This is a genomic window from Mesorhizobium sp. WSM4313, from assembly GCF_002294725.1.
In the GTDB taxonomy this organism is placed as follows: Bacteria; Pseudomonadota; Alphaproteobacteria; order Rhizobiales; family Rhizobiaceae; genus Mesorhizobium.
Window position 1 is genome coordinate 55,894 of the sequence record NZ_NSFT01000002.1, and the last position, 15,607, is coordinate 71,500.

Annotated in this window: 14 protein-coding genes and 1 pseudogene; 5 read left to right on the top strand and 10 right to left on the bottom strand. The window is 60.7% G+C overall.

Annotated features, from left to right (window positions below):
• Nucleotides 1–188 precede the first annotated feature (188 nt).
• Nucleotides 189–935 (top strand): GGDEF domain-containing protein, encoded by a 747-nt coding sequence (locus tag CK219_RS04980; RefSeq protein WP_245340395.1) that lies wholly within the window; start codon nt 189–191, stop codon nt 933–935.
• A gap of 169 nt (nt 936–1,104) precedes the next feature.
• Here CK219_RS04980 and CK219_RS04985 read toward each other — a convergent pair.
• Together CK219_RS04985 and CK219_RS04990 are read right to left on the bottom strand one after the other, a co-directional pair.
• Nucleotides 1,105–1,780 (bottom strand): annotated as a pseudogene (locus CK219_RS04985) (IS481 family transposase); the annotation flags it as partial.
• Nucleotides 1,781–1,940: 160 nt separating this feature from the next.
• A complete protein-coding gene (locus CK219_RS04990) occupies nt 1,941–2,552 on the bottom strand; it encodes a hypothetical protein (protein ID WP_245340396.1) in 612 nt (203 codons plus the stop codon).
• A gap of 814 nt (nt 2,553–3,366) precedes the next feature.
• On the opposite strand from CK219_RS04990, the gene CK219_RS04995 reads away from it, so the two are divergent.
• On the top strand, nt 3,367–4,299 hold the full coding sequence (locus CK219_RS04995) for a helix-turn-helix transcriptional regulator (RefSeq protein ID WP_176476936.1): 933 nt from the start codon (nt 3,367–3,369) through the stop codon (nt 4,297–4,299).
• A gap of 54 nt (nt 4,300–4,353) precedes the next feature.
• Here the strand turns inward: CK219_RS04995 and CK219_RS05000 are convergent, their stop codons facing one another.
• Both CK219_RS05000 and CK219_RS05005 read right to left on the bottom strand, forming a co-directional pair.
• Entirely contained in the window at nt 4,354–5,643 is a 1,290-nt protein-coding gene (locus tag CK219_RS05000) for an MFS transporter (RefSeq protein WP_245340397.1), read from the bottom strand.
• Nucleotides 5,644–5,662: 19 nt separating this feature from the next.
• On the bottom strand, nt 5,663–6,325 hold the full coding sequence (locus CK219_RS05005; RefSeq protein WP_095765678.1) for a peroxiredoxin-like family protein: 663 nt from the start codon (nt 6,323–6,325) through the stop codon (nt 5,663–5,665).
• 105 nt (nt 6,326–6,430) lie between these two features.
• Here CK219_RS05005 and CK219_RS05010 point away from each other — a divergent pair, with 105 nt between their 5' ends.
• Both CK219_RS05010 and CK219_RS05015 read left to right on the top strand, forming a co-directional pair.
• Nucleotides 6,431–7,321 (top strand): LysR family transcriptional regulator, encoded by an 891-nt coding sequence (locus CK219_RS05010; protein ID WP_095765679.1) that lies wholly within the window; start codon nt 6,431–6,433, stop codon nt 7,319–7,321.
• Nucleotides 7,322–7,458: 137 nt separating this feature from the next.
• Nucleotides 7,459–8,364, top strand: a complete 906-nt coding sequence (locus CK219_RS05015) for a LysR family transcriptional regulator (protein ID WP_095765680.1) — start codon at nt 7,459–7,461, stop codon at nt 8,362–8,364.
• Here the strand turns inward: CK219_RS05015 and CK219_RS05020 are convergent.
• From CK219_RS05020 to CK219_RS05040, 5 genes are all read right to left on the bottom strand, one after another.
• On the bottom strand, nt 8,348–9,052 hold the full coding sequence (locus CK219_RS05020; protein ID WP_095765681.1) for a peroxiredoxin-like family protein: 705 nt from the start codon (nt 9,050–9,052) through the stop codon (nt 8,348–8,350). The genes CK219_RS05015 and CK219_RS05020 overlap by 17 nt on opposite strands.
• 142 nt (nt 9,053–9,194) lie before the next feature.
• Entirely contained in the window at nt 9,195–10,541 is a 1,347-nt protein-coding gene (locus CK219_RS05025; protein ID WP_095765682.1) for an NAD(P)/FAD-dependent oxidoreductase, read from the bottom strand.
• Nucleotides 10,542–10,563: 22 nt separating this feature from the next.
• Entirely contained in the window at nt 10,564–11,955 is a 1,392-nt protein-coding gene (locus CK219_RS05030; protein ID WP_245340398.1) for an NAD(P)/FAD-dependent oxidoreductase, read from the bottom strand.
• A 33-nt stretch (nt 11,956–11,988) separates the two neighbouring features.
• Nucleotides 11,989–13,140 carry a patatin-like phospholipase family protein gene (locus CK219_RS05035; RefSeq protein ID WP_095765683.1) on the bottom strand — a complete coding sequence of 384 codons (1,152 nt, stop codon included), beginning with the start codon at nt 13,138–13,140 and terminating at the stop codon, nt 11,989–11,991.
• A gap of 22 nt (nt 13,141–13,162) precedes the next feature.
• Complete coding sequence (locus CK219_RS05040) at nt 13,163–13,945, bottom strand: 3-hydroxybutyrate dehydrogenase (protein ID WP_095765684.1); 783 nt, start codon at nt 13,943–13,945, stop codon at nt 13,163–13,165.
• A gap of 255 nt (nt 13,946–14,200) precedes the next feature.
• Here CK219_RS05040 and CK219_RS05045 point away from each other — a divergent pair, with 255 nt between their 5' ends.
• Nucleotides 14,201–15,112, top strand: a complete 912-nt coding sequence (locus CK219_RS05045; protein WP_095765685.1) for a LysR family transcriptional regulator — start codon at nt 14,201–14,203, stop codon at nt 15,110–15,112.
• 67 nt (nt 15,113–15,179) lie between these two features.
• Here the strand turns inward: CK219_RS05045 and CK219_RS05050 are convergent, their stop codons facing one another.
• Nucleotides 15,180–15,605, bottom strand: a complete 426-nt coding sequence (locus tag CK219_RS05050) for a DUF302 domain-containing protein (protein ID WP_245340417.1) — start codon at nt 15,603–15,605, stop codon at nt 15,180–15,182.
• Nucleotides 15,606–15,607: the final 2 nt, after the last annotated feature.

Below are 15,607 nucleotides of genomic sequence, written 5' to 3' on the forward strand. Positions count from 1 at the left end.
TCAGCCCTTCTAAAGCCTGGACTGGCCAGGCCGGTCATCAAATGCGCGAGCCGCCGGCTGCGGCAGCCTTGTGTGCCGGATCCAGCTTGCCATGGAGAAGATGCCGACTTGCATCAAATTGTAAGCTTCCCTGATACCGAAATCGTAACGGACCTCCTGTAACCATGCGTCGAACAGGAGATTGGGCCTTGACCGCGAAAACACCGACCGCGCCGGTTCAAACGTGGAAGCACCTCATCTTGCTGGCCGTGCTTGGCACCGCCGCCTGTGTCGGCCTTTCGCTCGCGCTGAACTACCTGCTGCTTTTCAGCGACAGCCTCACACCTTTTGGCCGCGGGGCCGTTACGGCAATCATCGTGCCGATCGTCATCGGTCTGCCGCTGTTTGCCCTCGTCGGCTGGCAACAGATCGAGATCCGCCGCTACCGGCAGGAACTCACCAGGTCCGGCACCTATGACCAGCTGACCGGCTGCCTGAACGGCAAGGTGTTCACCTCGATGGTCGACAGGAGGGCGCAGAGACCGGCCGGTCCGCGCTCGGGTGCCTTTCTGGTCATCCATCCGGAGCATCTGGCATCGATCAACCTGCGCTTCGGTCTCGAATGGGGCGACGAGGCCTTGCGGCTGATCGCATCGGCTATCCGATCCGCGGTGCGCCAGGACGATCTGATCGGCCGGATCGGAACCTCAATGTTCGGCGTCTTCCTGCCGGGCGCGAGCGAAGACGACGCCAAGGACGTCGGCGAGCGCATTCGCGGCACGGTCGGCGAGATCTATTTCGCGCCGAAAGGCGACAAGGACGTGCTTGCGATCAAAGTCGGCGGCGTCATTTTCGAGCGGGAGCTGGAATTCGAGGACATGTTCCGCTTCGCGGAGGAAGGCATGGCCGAGGCCCCGGACGAAGCCGGCCTGCGGCTGTCGCATGTCAACAACTGAGCTGCAACACCGGAGCTATGAACTGCGGAGTTCAGTTCAGCCGCTACACCTGCCTGTCTGCGGTTCCCTGCAGAGGTGTCGGTAGCGAAGCAAGTTGTCCGGTTTAGTAGCATCATCATTTGTCCGCTTCGTATCGCGTTGAAGCGGAACACTTGGTCAGCCTGCTGCCCATCCGCTCGATCTGCCCGTTCGTCCAGGGATGATTGATCTTGGTGAGCCTGTGCTCGATGCCGTTCTCGTCGCAGACACGATCGAAGATTTGGTGGAAGGCATATTTGTGGCGAGCATGGTTGGTGAACTGGAGGCCGTCGTCGGTTAGCACCGTATGGATGGTGTAGGGAGCCGCTGCGATTAGATTGCGCAGGAATGGGGCCGCGACCATCTTGCCGGCCTCTGGACGGAGTTCGGCATAGGCGAACTTGGACGTCCGGTCGATCCCGACGAACAGGCGCAGCTTGCCCTCGTACCTCTGCACCCCGGCGATGCGATGTGGAAGAAGCCGATCGGATAGGCTTTGCACTTCTTCTTCGCCGGCTTGTCGCCTGCGATCTCCGGGAGGGACTCATGCCCTGCCGCTGCAGGCAGCGACGCAATGAAGACCGCGAGAGGTGGGGATCGTCGGCTGAAGCGCATGGAGACGGTCACGAGTGGCAGCAATGTCTGCTTGCGGAAGGCGACGACGTCGCCTCCTCCTCCTACGACAGCGCCGACGAGTGCGGGTCTTGCGGCCCGGCCGGCAGGTCGGCGACCGAGCTGCGCTTCTTCCACTTGGCAACTGTCTTCTGGTTGATGCTGTAGCGCTTTGCCAGAGCCCTCTCTTGACTATTCTGTATGGCTCTACGGATCGCCGCTGTCGTCGTGCCGAACCTGCCCGATAGCGCATCTCTCCATGCCTGGGAAAATAATGCAGCATCAAAGCTTGGGATCAAACACCTTAGCAAGCTGTGAAGAAATCCACTTGCGGGCGATGAAGTCCGCTTCTACGCACTTCAAACTTAACTTAGATCACGCGCGTAGACAATTTGCTGCTTGCAGGGCTTCTTCCAGTTCCAAAGCGGCAACGAGCTTCGCGGCCTCCTTCCAATGCAGCGCCACGTCCGCACGCGTATTAGCGCGGGCCGACCGAAAGGCAGGCAGATCGCCCGCAAGTGCCTTTAGGTCGCGCAATACGGACGCGATGTGTGGCCATGGAAAATCTGTCGGGTCGCCGATGTCCCGGTCGGCGCCCACGATCATTTCCAGCTTCGCGATGATCCCAGCAAGCGACAGAGCTGTAACGCCGGGGATAGAATCCTGAAATCTTAGTGCCTCCGTCATGGCAAATACCTCGGCCTCGCAAGCCACCTCATATTCCGCCCTCGCTCCTGGCGTGGCCCCCTGCATGCGCCGAGACACGGACTTACCCGAGGTCAATACCTGAATTCCGGTACTGGCCATTATTCGTGCCTCCAAACGCTGTTGCACCCGGCACAACAGCAATGAGACGTATTGAGCTTGATGCCACTCGCCCCAGAGGCTCAAAGCGGGGTCCATTTCTGCCCCGGCCGGCCCGTTACGCTTGCCGCCTTGCTGGCCGATGACGAAAGGCAAACTCGTGGTATTGTCGGAATCAGCCATGATCCGAGCTCCAGTCAGCTTGGGATGTGGTCAGGCCGGGCGACGTGTTGAAGGCACGTCGTTCGGCTGCGGGTAGCGACCACCTACGTACATACCGTACATTACGGATATTGAGATTGTCAAATACACCGAACCCATCGGAAGTAAAAAATGAGCGTTTCGAGTTGCGCCTGTCGGGCGACTTGCTAATCCGGATTGACGAATGGCGTCGCAAACAACCGGACTTGCCTACTCGATCGGAGGCGATTCGTCGCTTGGTGGAAATGAGCTTGGACCGGAAGTGATTGGAAGGCGGATGCGAAAATTGCCGGCCACGGCGGACACGCACCGACTCCCCATTCATCAATGTTGGGCTATGCCGTCGCGACCTACCTTGGCCCGGATCGCAGTTCTTCGGGTGGACAAAGATCCGTTAAGACTAATGGGTCCCCCTCGCGATTGCGCTCTTAAACGGCGCCCGAGCGAACAGCTACAGTCGGCCAGTTAAGCGATGATCCGCTCATCAGCTTGCTACCCGTGGTGCGCTGATTAGTCCGGCCCACGCCGGAAAGTACGGCAACCATCTGCGTCAGCTACACCACATCCCGGGATATGATTCGCGCCCAAGACCACTCTCAAAATAAGCGACACAGGTCCCTTTGAGTCGCGAATCGGCGGCAGGAGGCGGTGAATAGGCTGTTCCGAAATTGCAAGGAAACGGCGAAACTAGGCGAAATCGATGAAGCACAGCTACTGCAGCCTCACATGTGCGCGTGAGGAGACATACTCGGGATTGTTCCGCGTATGTCAGGCTAGCAAGAAGGAGATATCCACGATGACCGCATCCCAATATACGAGTGAGGCGGGCGCGGCCCTCTGCCTCCGCGAACTTCGGACTCAATTGGGCATTTCTCAAAAAGAGCTGGCGAAGAAAATGGGAACGACCCCACAGATTGTCTCTCGATGGGAAAAAGGGACGGAAACGTTGAGCGTTGAACAGGTGAACGATCTTTGCATCACTTTGAACTGTTCCGCCGGGCAGCTGTTGGCCGGTATAAATGGCGCTGAGAGACAACCCGCGAGACGCTCACGACATGGGGATGCAGAGATTCGATATGGTACGCTGAGGGCAAAAATGGCGTTTGGAACGCGCAATTACCCGATCAGCGAGTATGCGCGCGCATCAGTTCTACTTCAACTCCGGATTCTTAACAATCCGCGCCTGAGCGGAAAGAGCCGTAAATGGATTTACTGCGTAAGCCTTGACAATAGAACCGTACTTCTCAATCCAAAATATTTACAATATATTGAACTAATTGGCGAAGACGTCGAAGCTACGCCACAATACTATGATCGGGAAATCTATCGAGCTCTCGATGGTTGGGACACTGGAGATTATCCAGATGAACTTAAGAAGGAGTGCGAGAGTATCATTGCAACGGTCGGCGAAGAAGAGATCGCGCGGATGGTTTCTTGTGTTCGTGTCACCTACCACAGTGGAGAGGATCAGTGGAATTTCCTGGATGACGGGAGCGCCATCACGATTTTCGGACTGGAAGCTGCGACCTTTGACGTTGCCAACTGTACGTTCGCTGAAATTGAGGAGGAGGGCTACTATCGGGGACGGCACGCCAACCTTGACCATGTTGCAGTTATGGAGGTTCCGAGCGATCGCTACCATAAACTGACCCGTAGCAGGCCAAAGGCAAATCGACGAAGGGCGATGCCTCTGTCCAGCCAACATGAGGTTGCGGTGTCGACTGTATAGGCTGGTGCTGCGAGAGAGGATTGAACTCTAACTCATTTAAGTAAAATCAATAACTTACTGGACATTTTGTAACGTTGTGACGACCAACAAAATGACCCTGAAAGCCAGGACTGAACCCTCTACCTCAGCCCGTGCGCTATTAGTCGAGTGGCCGGCATCCGCCGAAGCGCCATCATAGCGACAACACCGAGCAACGGGCCAGGCACCAGGACCAGGAAGCTCCAGCGCCAACCTACAGTCTCCGCCATGTATGACACCAGATGGATGGAGCAAAAAGTGAGTGCGATGCCGACGCTTAGCTGTAGGGAAAGCGCCGTGCCCACGTAGCGTTGATCGCTCAATTCGGTTGCCATGGCCGAGAACTGCGCGGAATCGCCGATGACGGTCGCTCCCCACAGGATGGCAACGACGGCGAACAACCAGAACGGACCGGCGAAGGTCAGGCCGATCGTCAATGCGCAGAGGCCGGATACAGCCAGCCGCCGTGGAGGTGCGACCGAAGCGGTCCGCCACGATGCCGCCGGCAATCGAGCCGATCCCGCCCGACGCCACGACCAAGAACGCCAGCAAGGAGGCGGCGCCCGGATCCCCAGTGCCCAGGCCGGGGCCTCCTGCCCTGATGTAGGCCAGTATCCAGCCCCACATGGCGTAGAGCTCCCACATGTGACCGAGATAGCCAAGATTGGCGAGCATCAGCGCGCGGTTGCGCACCAGCGTTTTTATGTGGCGAGGGTCGAATGCCGACCTCGCGAAGGGATGAGGCCCTTCCTCGCCCAGCCAGAGGATCAACAAAGCTCCAGCCAGTGCTGCGACGGAGGTGGCCACGATGACGCTTTGCCAAGCCAATTCGTCAACTCGGGCTGATACCAGATGAGGAAAGGCAGAACCAAGCGTCAGCGCAGCGAGGAGGGCGCCGAGCGCCGTTCCCCGTCCGCGACTAAACCATGTCGATACCAGTTTCACCGCTGGTGGATACACGCCCGCCAGGGCCAGGCCGGTGACAAAACGGGCGACCAGCAGCACGCCGACGGAGGGCGCGAACAAGAGGGAGAGGTTGGCAGCCGCCGCCGTCAAGGCGCTGACGCCGATCAGCTTGCGAAGCGAAAACACATCCGGAAGGCCGGCCATGCTGGAGGCCAACGCGCCTATGGCAAAGCCGATCTGCACGGCACCGGTTATCCACGCGCCCTGCGCAAGAGAAAGGTCCCACAGCCGGGTCAGCTGCGGCGCAATCGCCGTTGCTGAAAACCATGTCGTCATCGGCAGGAAGGCGCCTACTGAGACCACGCTTAGCATCAACCAGCGCCGCGCGGCGCTGGTTGCGGTGACATTCGCGGCTGTCATGTGGTCCATGTCCGTCGGCTCAGGCCGCGATGGAGCCCTGCAATCGTTTGAGCACCGGAAGAAGGTCGGCCGGGTCGGGTCTGCGCGTGTAGTCCGGGCTGACCTCGGCATAGGCGATGATGCCGTCTTGCCCGACCACGAAACGAGCCGGCATCGGCAAGGTCCAAGAACGATCCTCATTGATAAGCGGCAGGTCGACGCCGAAGCCGCGATACAAGTCGATCAGATCGTCGGGCAGGCGAAACCGCAGGCCGAAGGCATCGGCGACCCTACCGCCGGCGTCGCTCAGCATCGGGAATGCTATCTGCTTGTCGAGCTTGGCCTTGCGGCCGTTCGCCAGCGACTGCGGGGAGATGGAAATCAGCTGTGCCCCGGTCGCCTGGATTGCTGGCCAAGCTTCCTGCAAGGCGGCAAGCTCGATGTTGCAGTAGGGGCACCAGACTCCGCGATAAAAACTAAGCACCAAGGGACCCCGGGTAAGCAGATCGCTGGATGCGACAGACCCGCCATCAGCCTCCGGCAATGTGAATATTGGCGCAACGGCGCCTGCCTTTAAGGCTTGGGCCGCCTGACCCGACGCTATGAGTTCGGCGGTCGCACGGCGCATAACCTCGACCGCTTGCTTGGGAGCCTTGCTTTCAAAGTCGGGTTTGAAGGCATCGAGCTTTTCCTGAAGAGACATGAAACACTCCAAATCTTGACCGCACGGCTTGCGGAGCAATGTCCTCGCCTATTTCCAGAAAGGGGGGTAGCTTGCCAAAGAGCATAGCAATCATCCGGAAAACGAATGGCCGACAGACTGCAGGAACTTGAGGTTTTCGTGCGGGTGGCCGAACGGGCAAATCTTTCCCAAGTCGCACGTGAGATCGGTCTGTCGCAGCCGTCGGTGTCGCGGATTCTGAACGATCTGGAGGCGCGCATCGGTGCCCGCCTACTCATCCGCACCAGTCGCAAGGTCGGGCTGACCGAGGCCGGGCAAGTCTACCTCGACCAGATCCGGCCGCTGCTGGCGGATCTTGGGGCAGCGGCCGACACCGCAGCAGGCAATGAGGAGTTACGCGGCGTTCTGCGGGTCGAGCTGTCAGTCACATTCGGGGTGCGCGCGGTCATTCCTCGCTTGCCCAGCCTTCTCGCCGAGCATCCCGATCTCTCTGTCGAGTTGATGATGGACGATCGCCGGCGCAGTCTCGCTGAGGAGGGCGCCGATGTTGCGATACGGCTTGGCCTGCTCGACAATTCCAGCATGATGGCGCGCAAGGTCGGGCAGACGCCTCGGTTGCTCGTTGCCGCGCCGGAATACATTGCTCGGCACGGTCAGCCGAGCAGCCCTGCGGATCTGGCGAAGCACCAGGTGATCTTCGGGCCCTCCGACAGTTCCGGCGCGACGTTTCAGGAGCTGGCGGATCCGCAGGTCCGGTTTGTGCTGCCCGAAAGTCCTCGCATCAGGGTCTCGAGCTCGGCCGGCGTTACAGCGTGTGTTGTGGCTGGGCTTGGCGTAGCATTCGGTTCGGGATGGATGTTCGACGCCGAGCTGAAGGACGGCCGTCTGTGTCGGCTGCTGCCGGATTTTGCGCTGCCGACCATACCTATCCATGCTCTGTTCCCGGCCGGGCGTCAGCCGAGCAAGCGGGCCAGAGGATTTGCCGACTGGTTAAGCAAGTCACTTGGTTCGTCATGATAAGTCGCTGCCACTGGCCAGCGGTATCACACCCCCTAGTCCGCAATGCGCGCCGCTTTGCCCAACGCGATCAACTAGGTTAGTCTCGCAATATGCGCCGTCGCTGATAAACCATTTCGCTGAGGGGGCGAGATTTCATGGAGATGCAGCAGGTCCGCTATTTTTTGGCCCTGTCTAACACGTTAAATTTCACCAGGGCGGCCGAGGAGTGCAACGTCACTCAGCCGGCCCTTACGCGCGCGATCAAGACGCTTGAAGAGGAGCTAGGGGGAGAGCTACTTCGGCGCGAGCGTCAGCACTCGCACCTTACCGAGCTTGGGCGTCGAATGCTGCCCCTGCTGCAACAGTGCTATGATGCGGCCACTTCCGCCAAGTCACTGGCCAAGGCTGTGCAAAGCAGTGACGTGGCACCCCTCAACGTCACGATATCCAACAGCATCAACATAGCGTTACTGGTTTCGCCCTTCACGGAGCTTTTCCGGGCCTATCCCGGCGCCCACCTCAAGATCAATCGTGGTTCGCCCGCTGCTGTCGTCGACGCGTTGAAGAGTGGCGACGTCGAGCTGGCAATTGCCGGCCCCCTGGGACCGGCTTGGGACCGCCTGGACGTATGGCCGCTGTTTCGGGAAGAGATTGAACTCGCTGTAAATTCAGACCATCCGCTCGCCCGGCGAAACGAGGCCGATGTCGCGCTGGCGCAGCTTGCCGCCGAACCCGTGCTCAGTCGGATCGATTGGGAGACGAGCGAGGAGCTGTCGCGCTCCCTGTCCGCCAGGGGTCTTACGCCTCGAACGGCGCATGAAGTCGAGACCGATCAGGACCTTCTGGCGTTGCTCGAAGCCAACGCTGGGGTCGGCTTCGTGTCGCTGACGGCACCGCGATCCTCGAACACCCGCCGGCTCAAGCTGCGTGACCTGGACGTTTCTCGGATCGTTTCCGTCTATGCGGTAGCCGGCAGGCATCGCTCGCCTGTCGCGACAACGCTGCTCAACCTTTTGAGGGCGGCCGACTGGTCGTCCTTCGGCGTCAGCGAGCCCGCCTGAGCGCCGCGATCAGGTCGTCGATGTCCATGCGGCGGCGGTAGTCCGGATCGACAAAGCGATCCCTGATGATCCCGTCCGTTCCGACAATGAAGGTGGCTGGAATAGGCATGAACCAGCTGCTGTTGCCCTGATAGTTAGGGATGTCGAACCCCAGGCCCATAAGCCGCTCCATTTCGGCGCCGACCCAGATCGCGAGGTTGAGCGACAACGCATACCCGTTGTCCATGTCGACCAGAAAAGGGAATTGTGCGCCGACCAGTGCCTTCATCGCCTTCGCGAATTTGCGCCGCTCCGGCATGATCGCAACCACCTGTCCTCCCAGTTCCGCGATCTCGCGATGCACCTCGACAATCCCGATGGCGTTCAAGCGGCAATAAGGACACCAGTGTCCGCGCTGAAAGGTGATTACGGCTGGGCCCTTGGCCAGGATTTCGGCGAGGCTGACGAGCCTGCCATCGTCATCAGGCAACAGGAAACCGGGCATGGCTTCGCCAGGAGCCGGCGCCATTGTGCCTGCACCTTGCTTCTCGAGGCGGTCCACCAGTCGCTCGACGGCGTCAGCGAATTCCGAGTTCAGACGGCGAACCGCCGCGGCAATCACGGCCAGCCGTTCATTGAGGGGCGCATCAAGTTCGATGGCTGCCTGGACGGACTGCTCGAATGTCATTGCCTGGTCGTCAGCGGCCATGTCTGCGCTTTCACGTGTCCCGCATAGCCTACCACCGTAACCCCTCGGCAATCGCCATGTTTTTCCTGCATGGTTTTGATGCCTTGCGTGCATCGACGCATCCCGGACCTCCGCTCTACGTTCGCTGGCCTGGCCCGACGCGTTACATCATGTTCCTGATATCCGCTGTGAAAGTCGGGAAAGCGCAGACCATCTCAGACAACTCTGGTGCCGTGATGCCGTGCTTCATCGCGAGCGCAAAGGTGTGGATCAGCTCTTCGCCGGCATGGCCGACCAGGTGAGCCCCAAGGATCCTGCCTGTCGTTTCCTCGACGATGATCTTCGACCATGCGATCGGCTCCGCGTTAGTCCTGGCGGAGAGCCAGCCTTGCATATCGTTCAGGTGGACCTTGACGATGAAGCCGCGTTCCCTCGCCTCGGCCTCGGTCAAACCGACGGCCGCCACGGCCGGAATGCTGTAGAGGGCAGCAGGTATGTGACCGTAGTCCGGGCGATGCCTCGGGCCGTCGACGATGTTGCGGCCGACGATCCCGCCTTCATAGGTCGCTACCGGCGAAAGCTGCGGAGAGCTCCATACGGCATCGCCGCAGACATAGATGTCTGGATTGGAACGCGAGCGCAGATGCTCGTCAATCTCGATGCGGCCTTCGCGATGCACGATGACACCCGCCCCAAGATCGAGCCCCTCGACATTGGCCACGCGCCCCGCGCAATTGACGGCCCGATCCGCGTTGACCGAGCATTCGGCGCCATCCTTCGCGAAGCTCACCCGCAGCCGCCCGTCGGTCTTTTCGATCTTCGTGACCCAGGCCTTGGTATGGATCCTGAGGCCAAGCCGCTCGCTCTCGGCTCGGATTTGGGAAACGGCATCCTCGTCGAAGCCTCTGAGGAGTTGCGGTAGCGCCTCGAGGATGGTGACCTCGACGCCGGCGCGCGCATAGACGTGACCCAGCTCGAAGGCAATAACGCCGCCGCCAATGAACACCACGGCGCGAGGCAACACAGGATCGCTCAGAACATCGTCGGACGTGGTCAGAAATTCCGACCCGGGGATCGACAGCGGGCGCGGCTTCGAGCCGGTGGCGATGACGATGTTTCTGGCCTCGATCTCTCGGGCGCCGACGCGGACGGCATTGCTGGCCATAAATGCGGCCTCGCCGTGGATGACATCGACGCCTCGCTTGGCCATCAATCCGGACAGCCGGGATGGGATATCCGCGATGATGTCCTCTTCCCGCTCGATCAGGGCTCGCCAATCAAGCCTCGGCGGTTCGATTTCGATTGCATGATTGCCGGCTCTTCCGATCTCGTCGAGCGCATGGGCCGCCGCAACCAGCACCTTCTTCGGCGTGCAGCCGCGATTAGGGCATGTGCCGCCAAGATCGCGAGCCTCGATCATGGCGACGGAAAGTCCGGCGGTGCGCGTCGCTACCGTGGCGCCCATTCCGGCATTGCCGCCACCCAGGATCACGACGTCATACTTTTCCATTGCACCGCCTCCTCCGCCGCGCTCAGTGAAGCTTGATCCGCGGTCTGGCGCGCCTGACGATCATCTCGCCGATCGAAGCCAGCACGGTCTTCGCCAAGCCGTGCACCGCCTTGAGATGCATCTTGTGCAGCGAGCGATAGACGAGCCTCGCAACGAGACCTTCGATCTTCAGTCCGCCGATCAGGCTGCCGAACGCACCGTAGTCGGCCAGCGAAACCAGGGAACCATAGTCGCGGTAGCGATATGCCGGCTCGGCACGACCTGCGAGACGTGCTGCAATCACCTTGGCCATGTGGTCTGCCTGCTGATGGGCCGTTTGGGCACGCGGCGGCAACGCGTTTTCTTCGCCCGGCAGCGCGCAGTTCGCGCAGTCGCCAATCGCGAACACGTTCTTATCTCCGACCGCCCGCAAGGTTTCGTCAACGATCAGGCGGTTGATGCGGTCGGTCTCAAGACCATCAAGGCCCTTCAGGAATTCCGGCGCCTTGATTCCGGCCGCCCAGACGACCAATTCGGCAGGCACGAACAGCTTGTCACCCAGCCGGATGCCGTCCTCGGTCACTTCGGTGACCTTGATCCCGCATCGTATCTGGACGCCCAGCTTGATCAGCAACCGTGCCGTTGCGCTCGCCAATTCCTCAGGCAATGCAGGCAGGATCCGCGGCCCGGCTTCGACGATGGTGATGCGGATCAGCCTTTCGAAATCGATATTGTCGAGATTGTGCGACGCAATCTCCCGCATCGACTTGTGCAGCTCCGCCGCCAGTTCGACACCCGTGGCACCGGCACCGACGATGACGCAATGAAGCTGACCAGGCGAAAGCTGCTCGTATTGCGCATTGGCGCGCAGGCATGCGTCGATCATGCGCTTGTTGAACCGGGCGGCCTGCTCGGCGGTGTCGAGCGCAATGGCATGGCGCGCGGCGCCCGGCGTGCCGAAATCATTGCTGACGCTGCCGACGGCCATGACCAGCGTGTCGTATCCCAGAACACGTGGCGGGATGACCTGGCGGCCGTCATCGTCGAAGCTGGGCGCGACGAAGACCTGGCGCTTGGCACGATCGATGCCGACGACCTCGCCAATTCGGTAGCGGTAGCCGTGGCGGCTGGCATGGGCGATGTATTCGACCGCGTCGTGCGACACGCTCAAGGCGCCAGATGCCACCTCATGCAAAAGCGGTTTCCAAATATGGGTGCGGTTTCGGTCGACAAGCGTGACGGAAAGCCGCTTGTCGAACTTGCGGCCGAGGCGTGTCGCCAGTTCCAGGCCGCCCGCGCCGCCGCCCACAATGACCACGCGATGCAGTGACTTGTCCGCGTGCGAGGGGGTCTCCGGGATCGTGCGGAAGAGCGCCGCATCGTTGGCGAGCACCGCTTCCGGAATCAACCGCATGCCGGGGGTGATGATCTGCATCGGTGGTCTCCGTATCCTTCTCGGCGCGGCACATCACTCTTGGGATTCGTGGATCACGATGCCCTGAAGCATGTCGACCTCGCATTCCCAGGGCTTGTCGGTGAGGACGCGCTGCCCGTGCTCGTATCCTGCCTGCCAGCGCGTGCGGATGCCCGAGCGGGTGAAGTCGATGTCCTTGGTATGGTCCTCGCCGTCGAGCCGTGGGGAAAGTAGGCGGACGAGGTGCATGACCGACGGGCAGCCATAGGAGGCGAGTTCCTTGAACATCGGATCCTCGCGACGCTCCTCGGGAACCAGCTTTCCCATTTCGCGCACGACATGCCGCAACCGATGCAGTTGCTCTTGCCGTGCAACGTGGCTCCGGCCGCGGCTGGCGTATTGAAGATCCTTTTGCCGGCCCATGACCTGCCAGATTGATTTCGGCTCGGTTGCGCGGGGCTGCCACATGTTGACCGCAAAGATCAGCGCGTCGCGCCTGGGGCGCGCATCCAGCACCACCTCGATCGGCGTGTTTGAATAGATGCCGCCGTCCCAATAGGGTTCGCCGTCGATGCAGACTGCCGGAAACGCCGGCGGCAGGGCGCCCGACGCCATGATGTGCACCGCCGACAGGTTCATCTCGCGCGTATCGAAGTATTTGAGCTCGCTGGTGTTGACGTTGACCGCGCCGACCGTCAGCCGCGTGTGGCGACCGTTGAGGTAGTCGAAATCGACCAGATTGTTCAGCGTCCTTTTGAGCGGATCCGTGGTGTAATAGGACGCGTTCTCGACACCGACTTCGCGGTTGACCCCAAACATGGCGCTCGGATTCGGCTCGAAAAATCCCGGGATGCCGAGCATCACCGTGCCCATGTTGGCAAAGATGTTGCTCGGAACCATCATCCGGAAAAATTCGTCGAATGGACTGCTTCGGCTGACACCATCCCAGAATTCCTGAAGCCTGGGCAGACGATCGCCGGGCTGGTTTCCGGCAATCAGCGCGGCGTTGATGGCGCCGATGGACGTGCCTATGACCCAGTCCGGTTCGATGCCGCCCTCGACCAGCGCCTGGTAGACCCCGGCCTGATAGGCGCCAAGCGCGCCGCCGCCTTGAAGGACGAGGACGGTCTGACGTTTGACGTCGCTCTGGTGTCCAGTCGCCGGTTCTGCTTGCGAGGCGGAGAGATTCTGCGTGATCTTGTTCATGGCCTTCGCTCCTCGTGCGGGTCTAGTGAGCGGTCCAACCGCCTTCAATCGGCAACACGGCGCCGGTGATCGAGGCCGCCTCGTCCGATGCCAGGAACAGACAGAGTGCGGCAACCTGCTCGACCGTGACGAACTGCTTGGTGGGTTGAGCGGCCAACAGAACATCCTTGATCACCTGCTGCTCGGTGATCCCGCGGGCCTTTGCAGTGTCGGGTATCTGCTTCTTGACAAGCGGCGTGAGCACGTAACCGGGGCAGACGGCGTTGACCGTAATGCCCTGTTCGGCAACCTCCAGCGCGACGGTCTTGGTCAGGCCGGCGACGCCATGCTTGGCCGCGACATAGGCGGATTTGTATGGCGAGGCGACGAGAGCGTGCGCCGAGGCCACATTAATGATGCGACCCCATTTGCGCGCCTTCATCGCCTGCAGGGCGCGTCGGATCGTATAGAACGAAGACATCAGATCAATCGCCACGACCGCTTCCCATTTCTCTGTCGGGAAGTCATCGATCGGCGCGACATGCTGAATGCCAGCATTGTTGACCAGTATGTCGATGGCGCCGAACTCGGCGATGGCCTTGTCCATCATCGAGGTGATCGCGTCGCCCTTGCTCATGTCAGCATTGTCGTATCGAACGGTGACCTCATGATCGGCCGCGAGCTTGGTCCTCAGGCGTTCGATCTCGGTGGCGTCGCCAAAGCCGTTCAGGACGATGTTGCAGCCTTTGGCCGCAAAGGCCTCGGCAATGCCTTGCCCGATGCCGCTTGTTGAACCGGTGATGAGTGCTGTCTTACCTTTGAGCATCGTCTTGTCCTTCTGATTGCGCGGCTACGAGCCACGGCGCTGGCCGGCTCTGGATCTGAGGAGTAGTATGGTGAACCGCCGCAAGCTGCGGAAATGCCGTTGAGACATGGATTCGATAGCTGACGGTCAGATCGTTGGTTTTTCCAAGCCCCGGACCTCGATCGACCGGTCGGGTTGTTTGACCTAACGGCAGCTAGTAAGATTGCGTGGCTACGCGGGTCATGCCGTATGCGCGTCCAGTGAGGGGAGCGTGCAGTGGAGATCAGCCAGGTTCGATACTTCTTGGCCGTCGCCAAGGAGCTGAATTTCACCAGGGCGGCCGAGCAGTGCAATGTCACGCAGCCGGCTTTGTCGCGCGCGATCAAGCTTCTGGAAGATGAATTCGGCGGGCCGCTTTTCCACCGTGAGCGCCGCTTCACTCACCTCACCGAGCTCGGCCGCATGGTCGAGACCTATCTCGAAGGCGTCTTCGAGAATTCACGCCAGGCAAAGCAGATCGCCGAGCAGTATGTGACCCTGAAGAAGATGCCGCTCAAGGTCGGCATCATGAGCACCATCGCTCCGGACGAGATTATCGAGCTCATAGCAGCCGTGCGCGCGCACCATCCTGGCGTTGAGTTGCATCTTTGCGATGCGGCCGCGGTGAGCCTCAGGAAAAGGCTGCTCGAGGGCGAGCTCGAGGCTGCCATCTATGCGTTGCCCTCAGACGTTCCCGACGAAGAAGTGCACTCCCTGCCGCTTTTCCAGGAGCAGATGGTGATGGCCGTTCACCTGACCCATCGCCTTGCCAACCAGCGCATGGTGCGGGTCAAGGATATGAGCAACGAAAGCTACATCCACCGCAACAATTGCGAGTTCGCTGGCTACGCGGATGCCATCCTTGCTGAGCAAGGCGTGACGGTCAGTCCGGTTTACTGGAGTGATCGCGACGACTGGACATTGGCGATGATCGCCGCCGGGCTTGGCTTCGGCTTCATGCCGGAGCATACCGTCAAGCATCCTGGCGTGGTGTCCCTGCCGATCACGGAGCCGGAATTCTGGCGTGACGTCAATCTGGTCACGGTGCGCGGCCGCAGGCATTCGCCTGCCGTCGGCGCGCTGGTCCGCGAAGCAACGCAGAAGAAATGGTTCGGCGAGCGGGCAAAGGCCTTGTCCGCCGCCGAATAGGTTTGCCGGGCCAGGCGGCATGCGTCGCATGCCCACCCGATATCCGGCTACCTCCCCTGCCCGTCCCTCAGTTCTTTTTGACGGTTGAGGTCACCGACTGAATGACTTCGGTCGCCATCTTGAACTGCGCGGGACGGTCCGTGATTCCATGCCGCTTGGCGATCCAGTCGAAATCGCTGTAGGCGGCGTAAACCGAGCCATCCGCGGTCTGGTAGACAAGCACGCGCACAGGCCAGTCGAGCCCGGCCTCGGGATTGGACGTGATGAAGGTCGTGCCGAGCGCAGGATTGCCGAACATCACCAGACGCGACGGCTTGACGTCATTACCAGCCTTGTTGCCGAGCTTTGCCTGGTCGATGACGCCAAAAAACATGAGGCCTTTCTTGAGAACGTCCTTCTTGATGCGGGCGACGGTCTCGGCGACCGAGTAGTCGCTCTTCACCGTGACGACGCCGTCCGAGGCGGCGGCAGGAATGATGACCGTCATCAGCATGG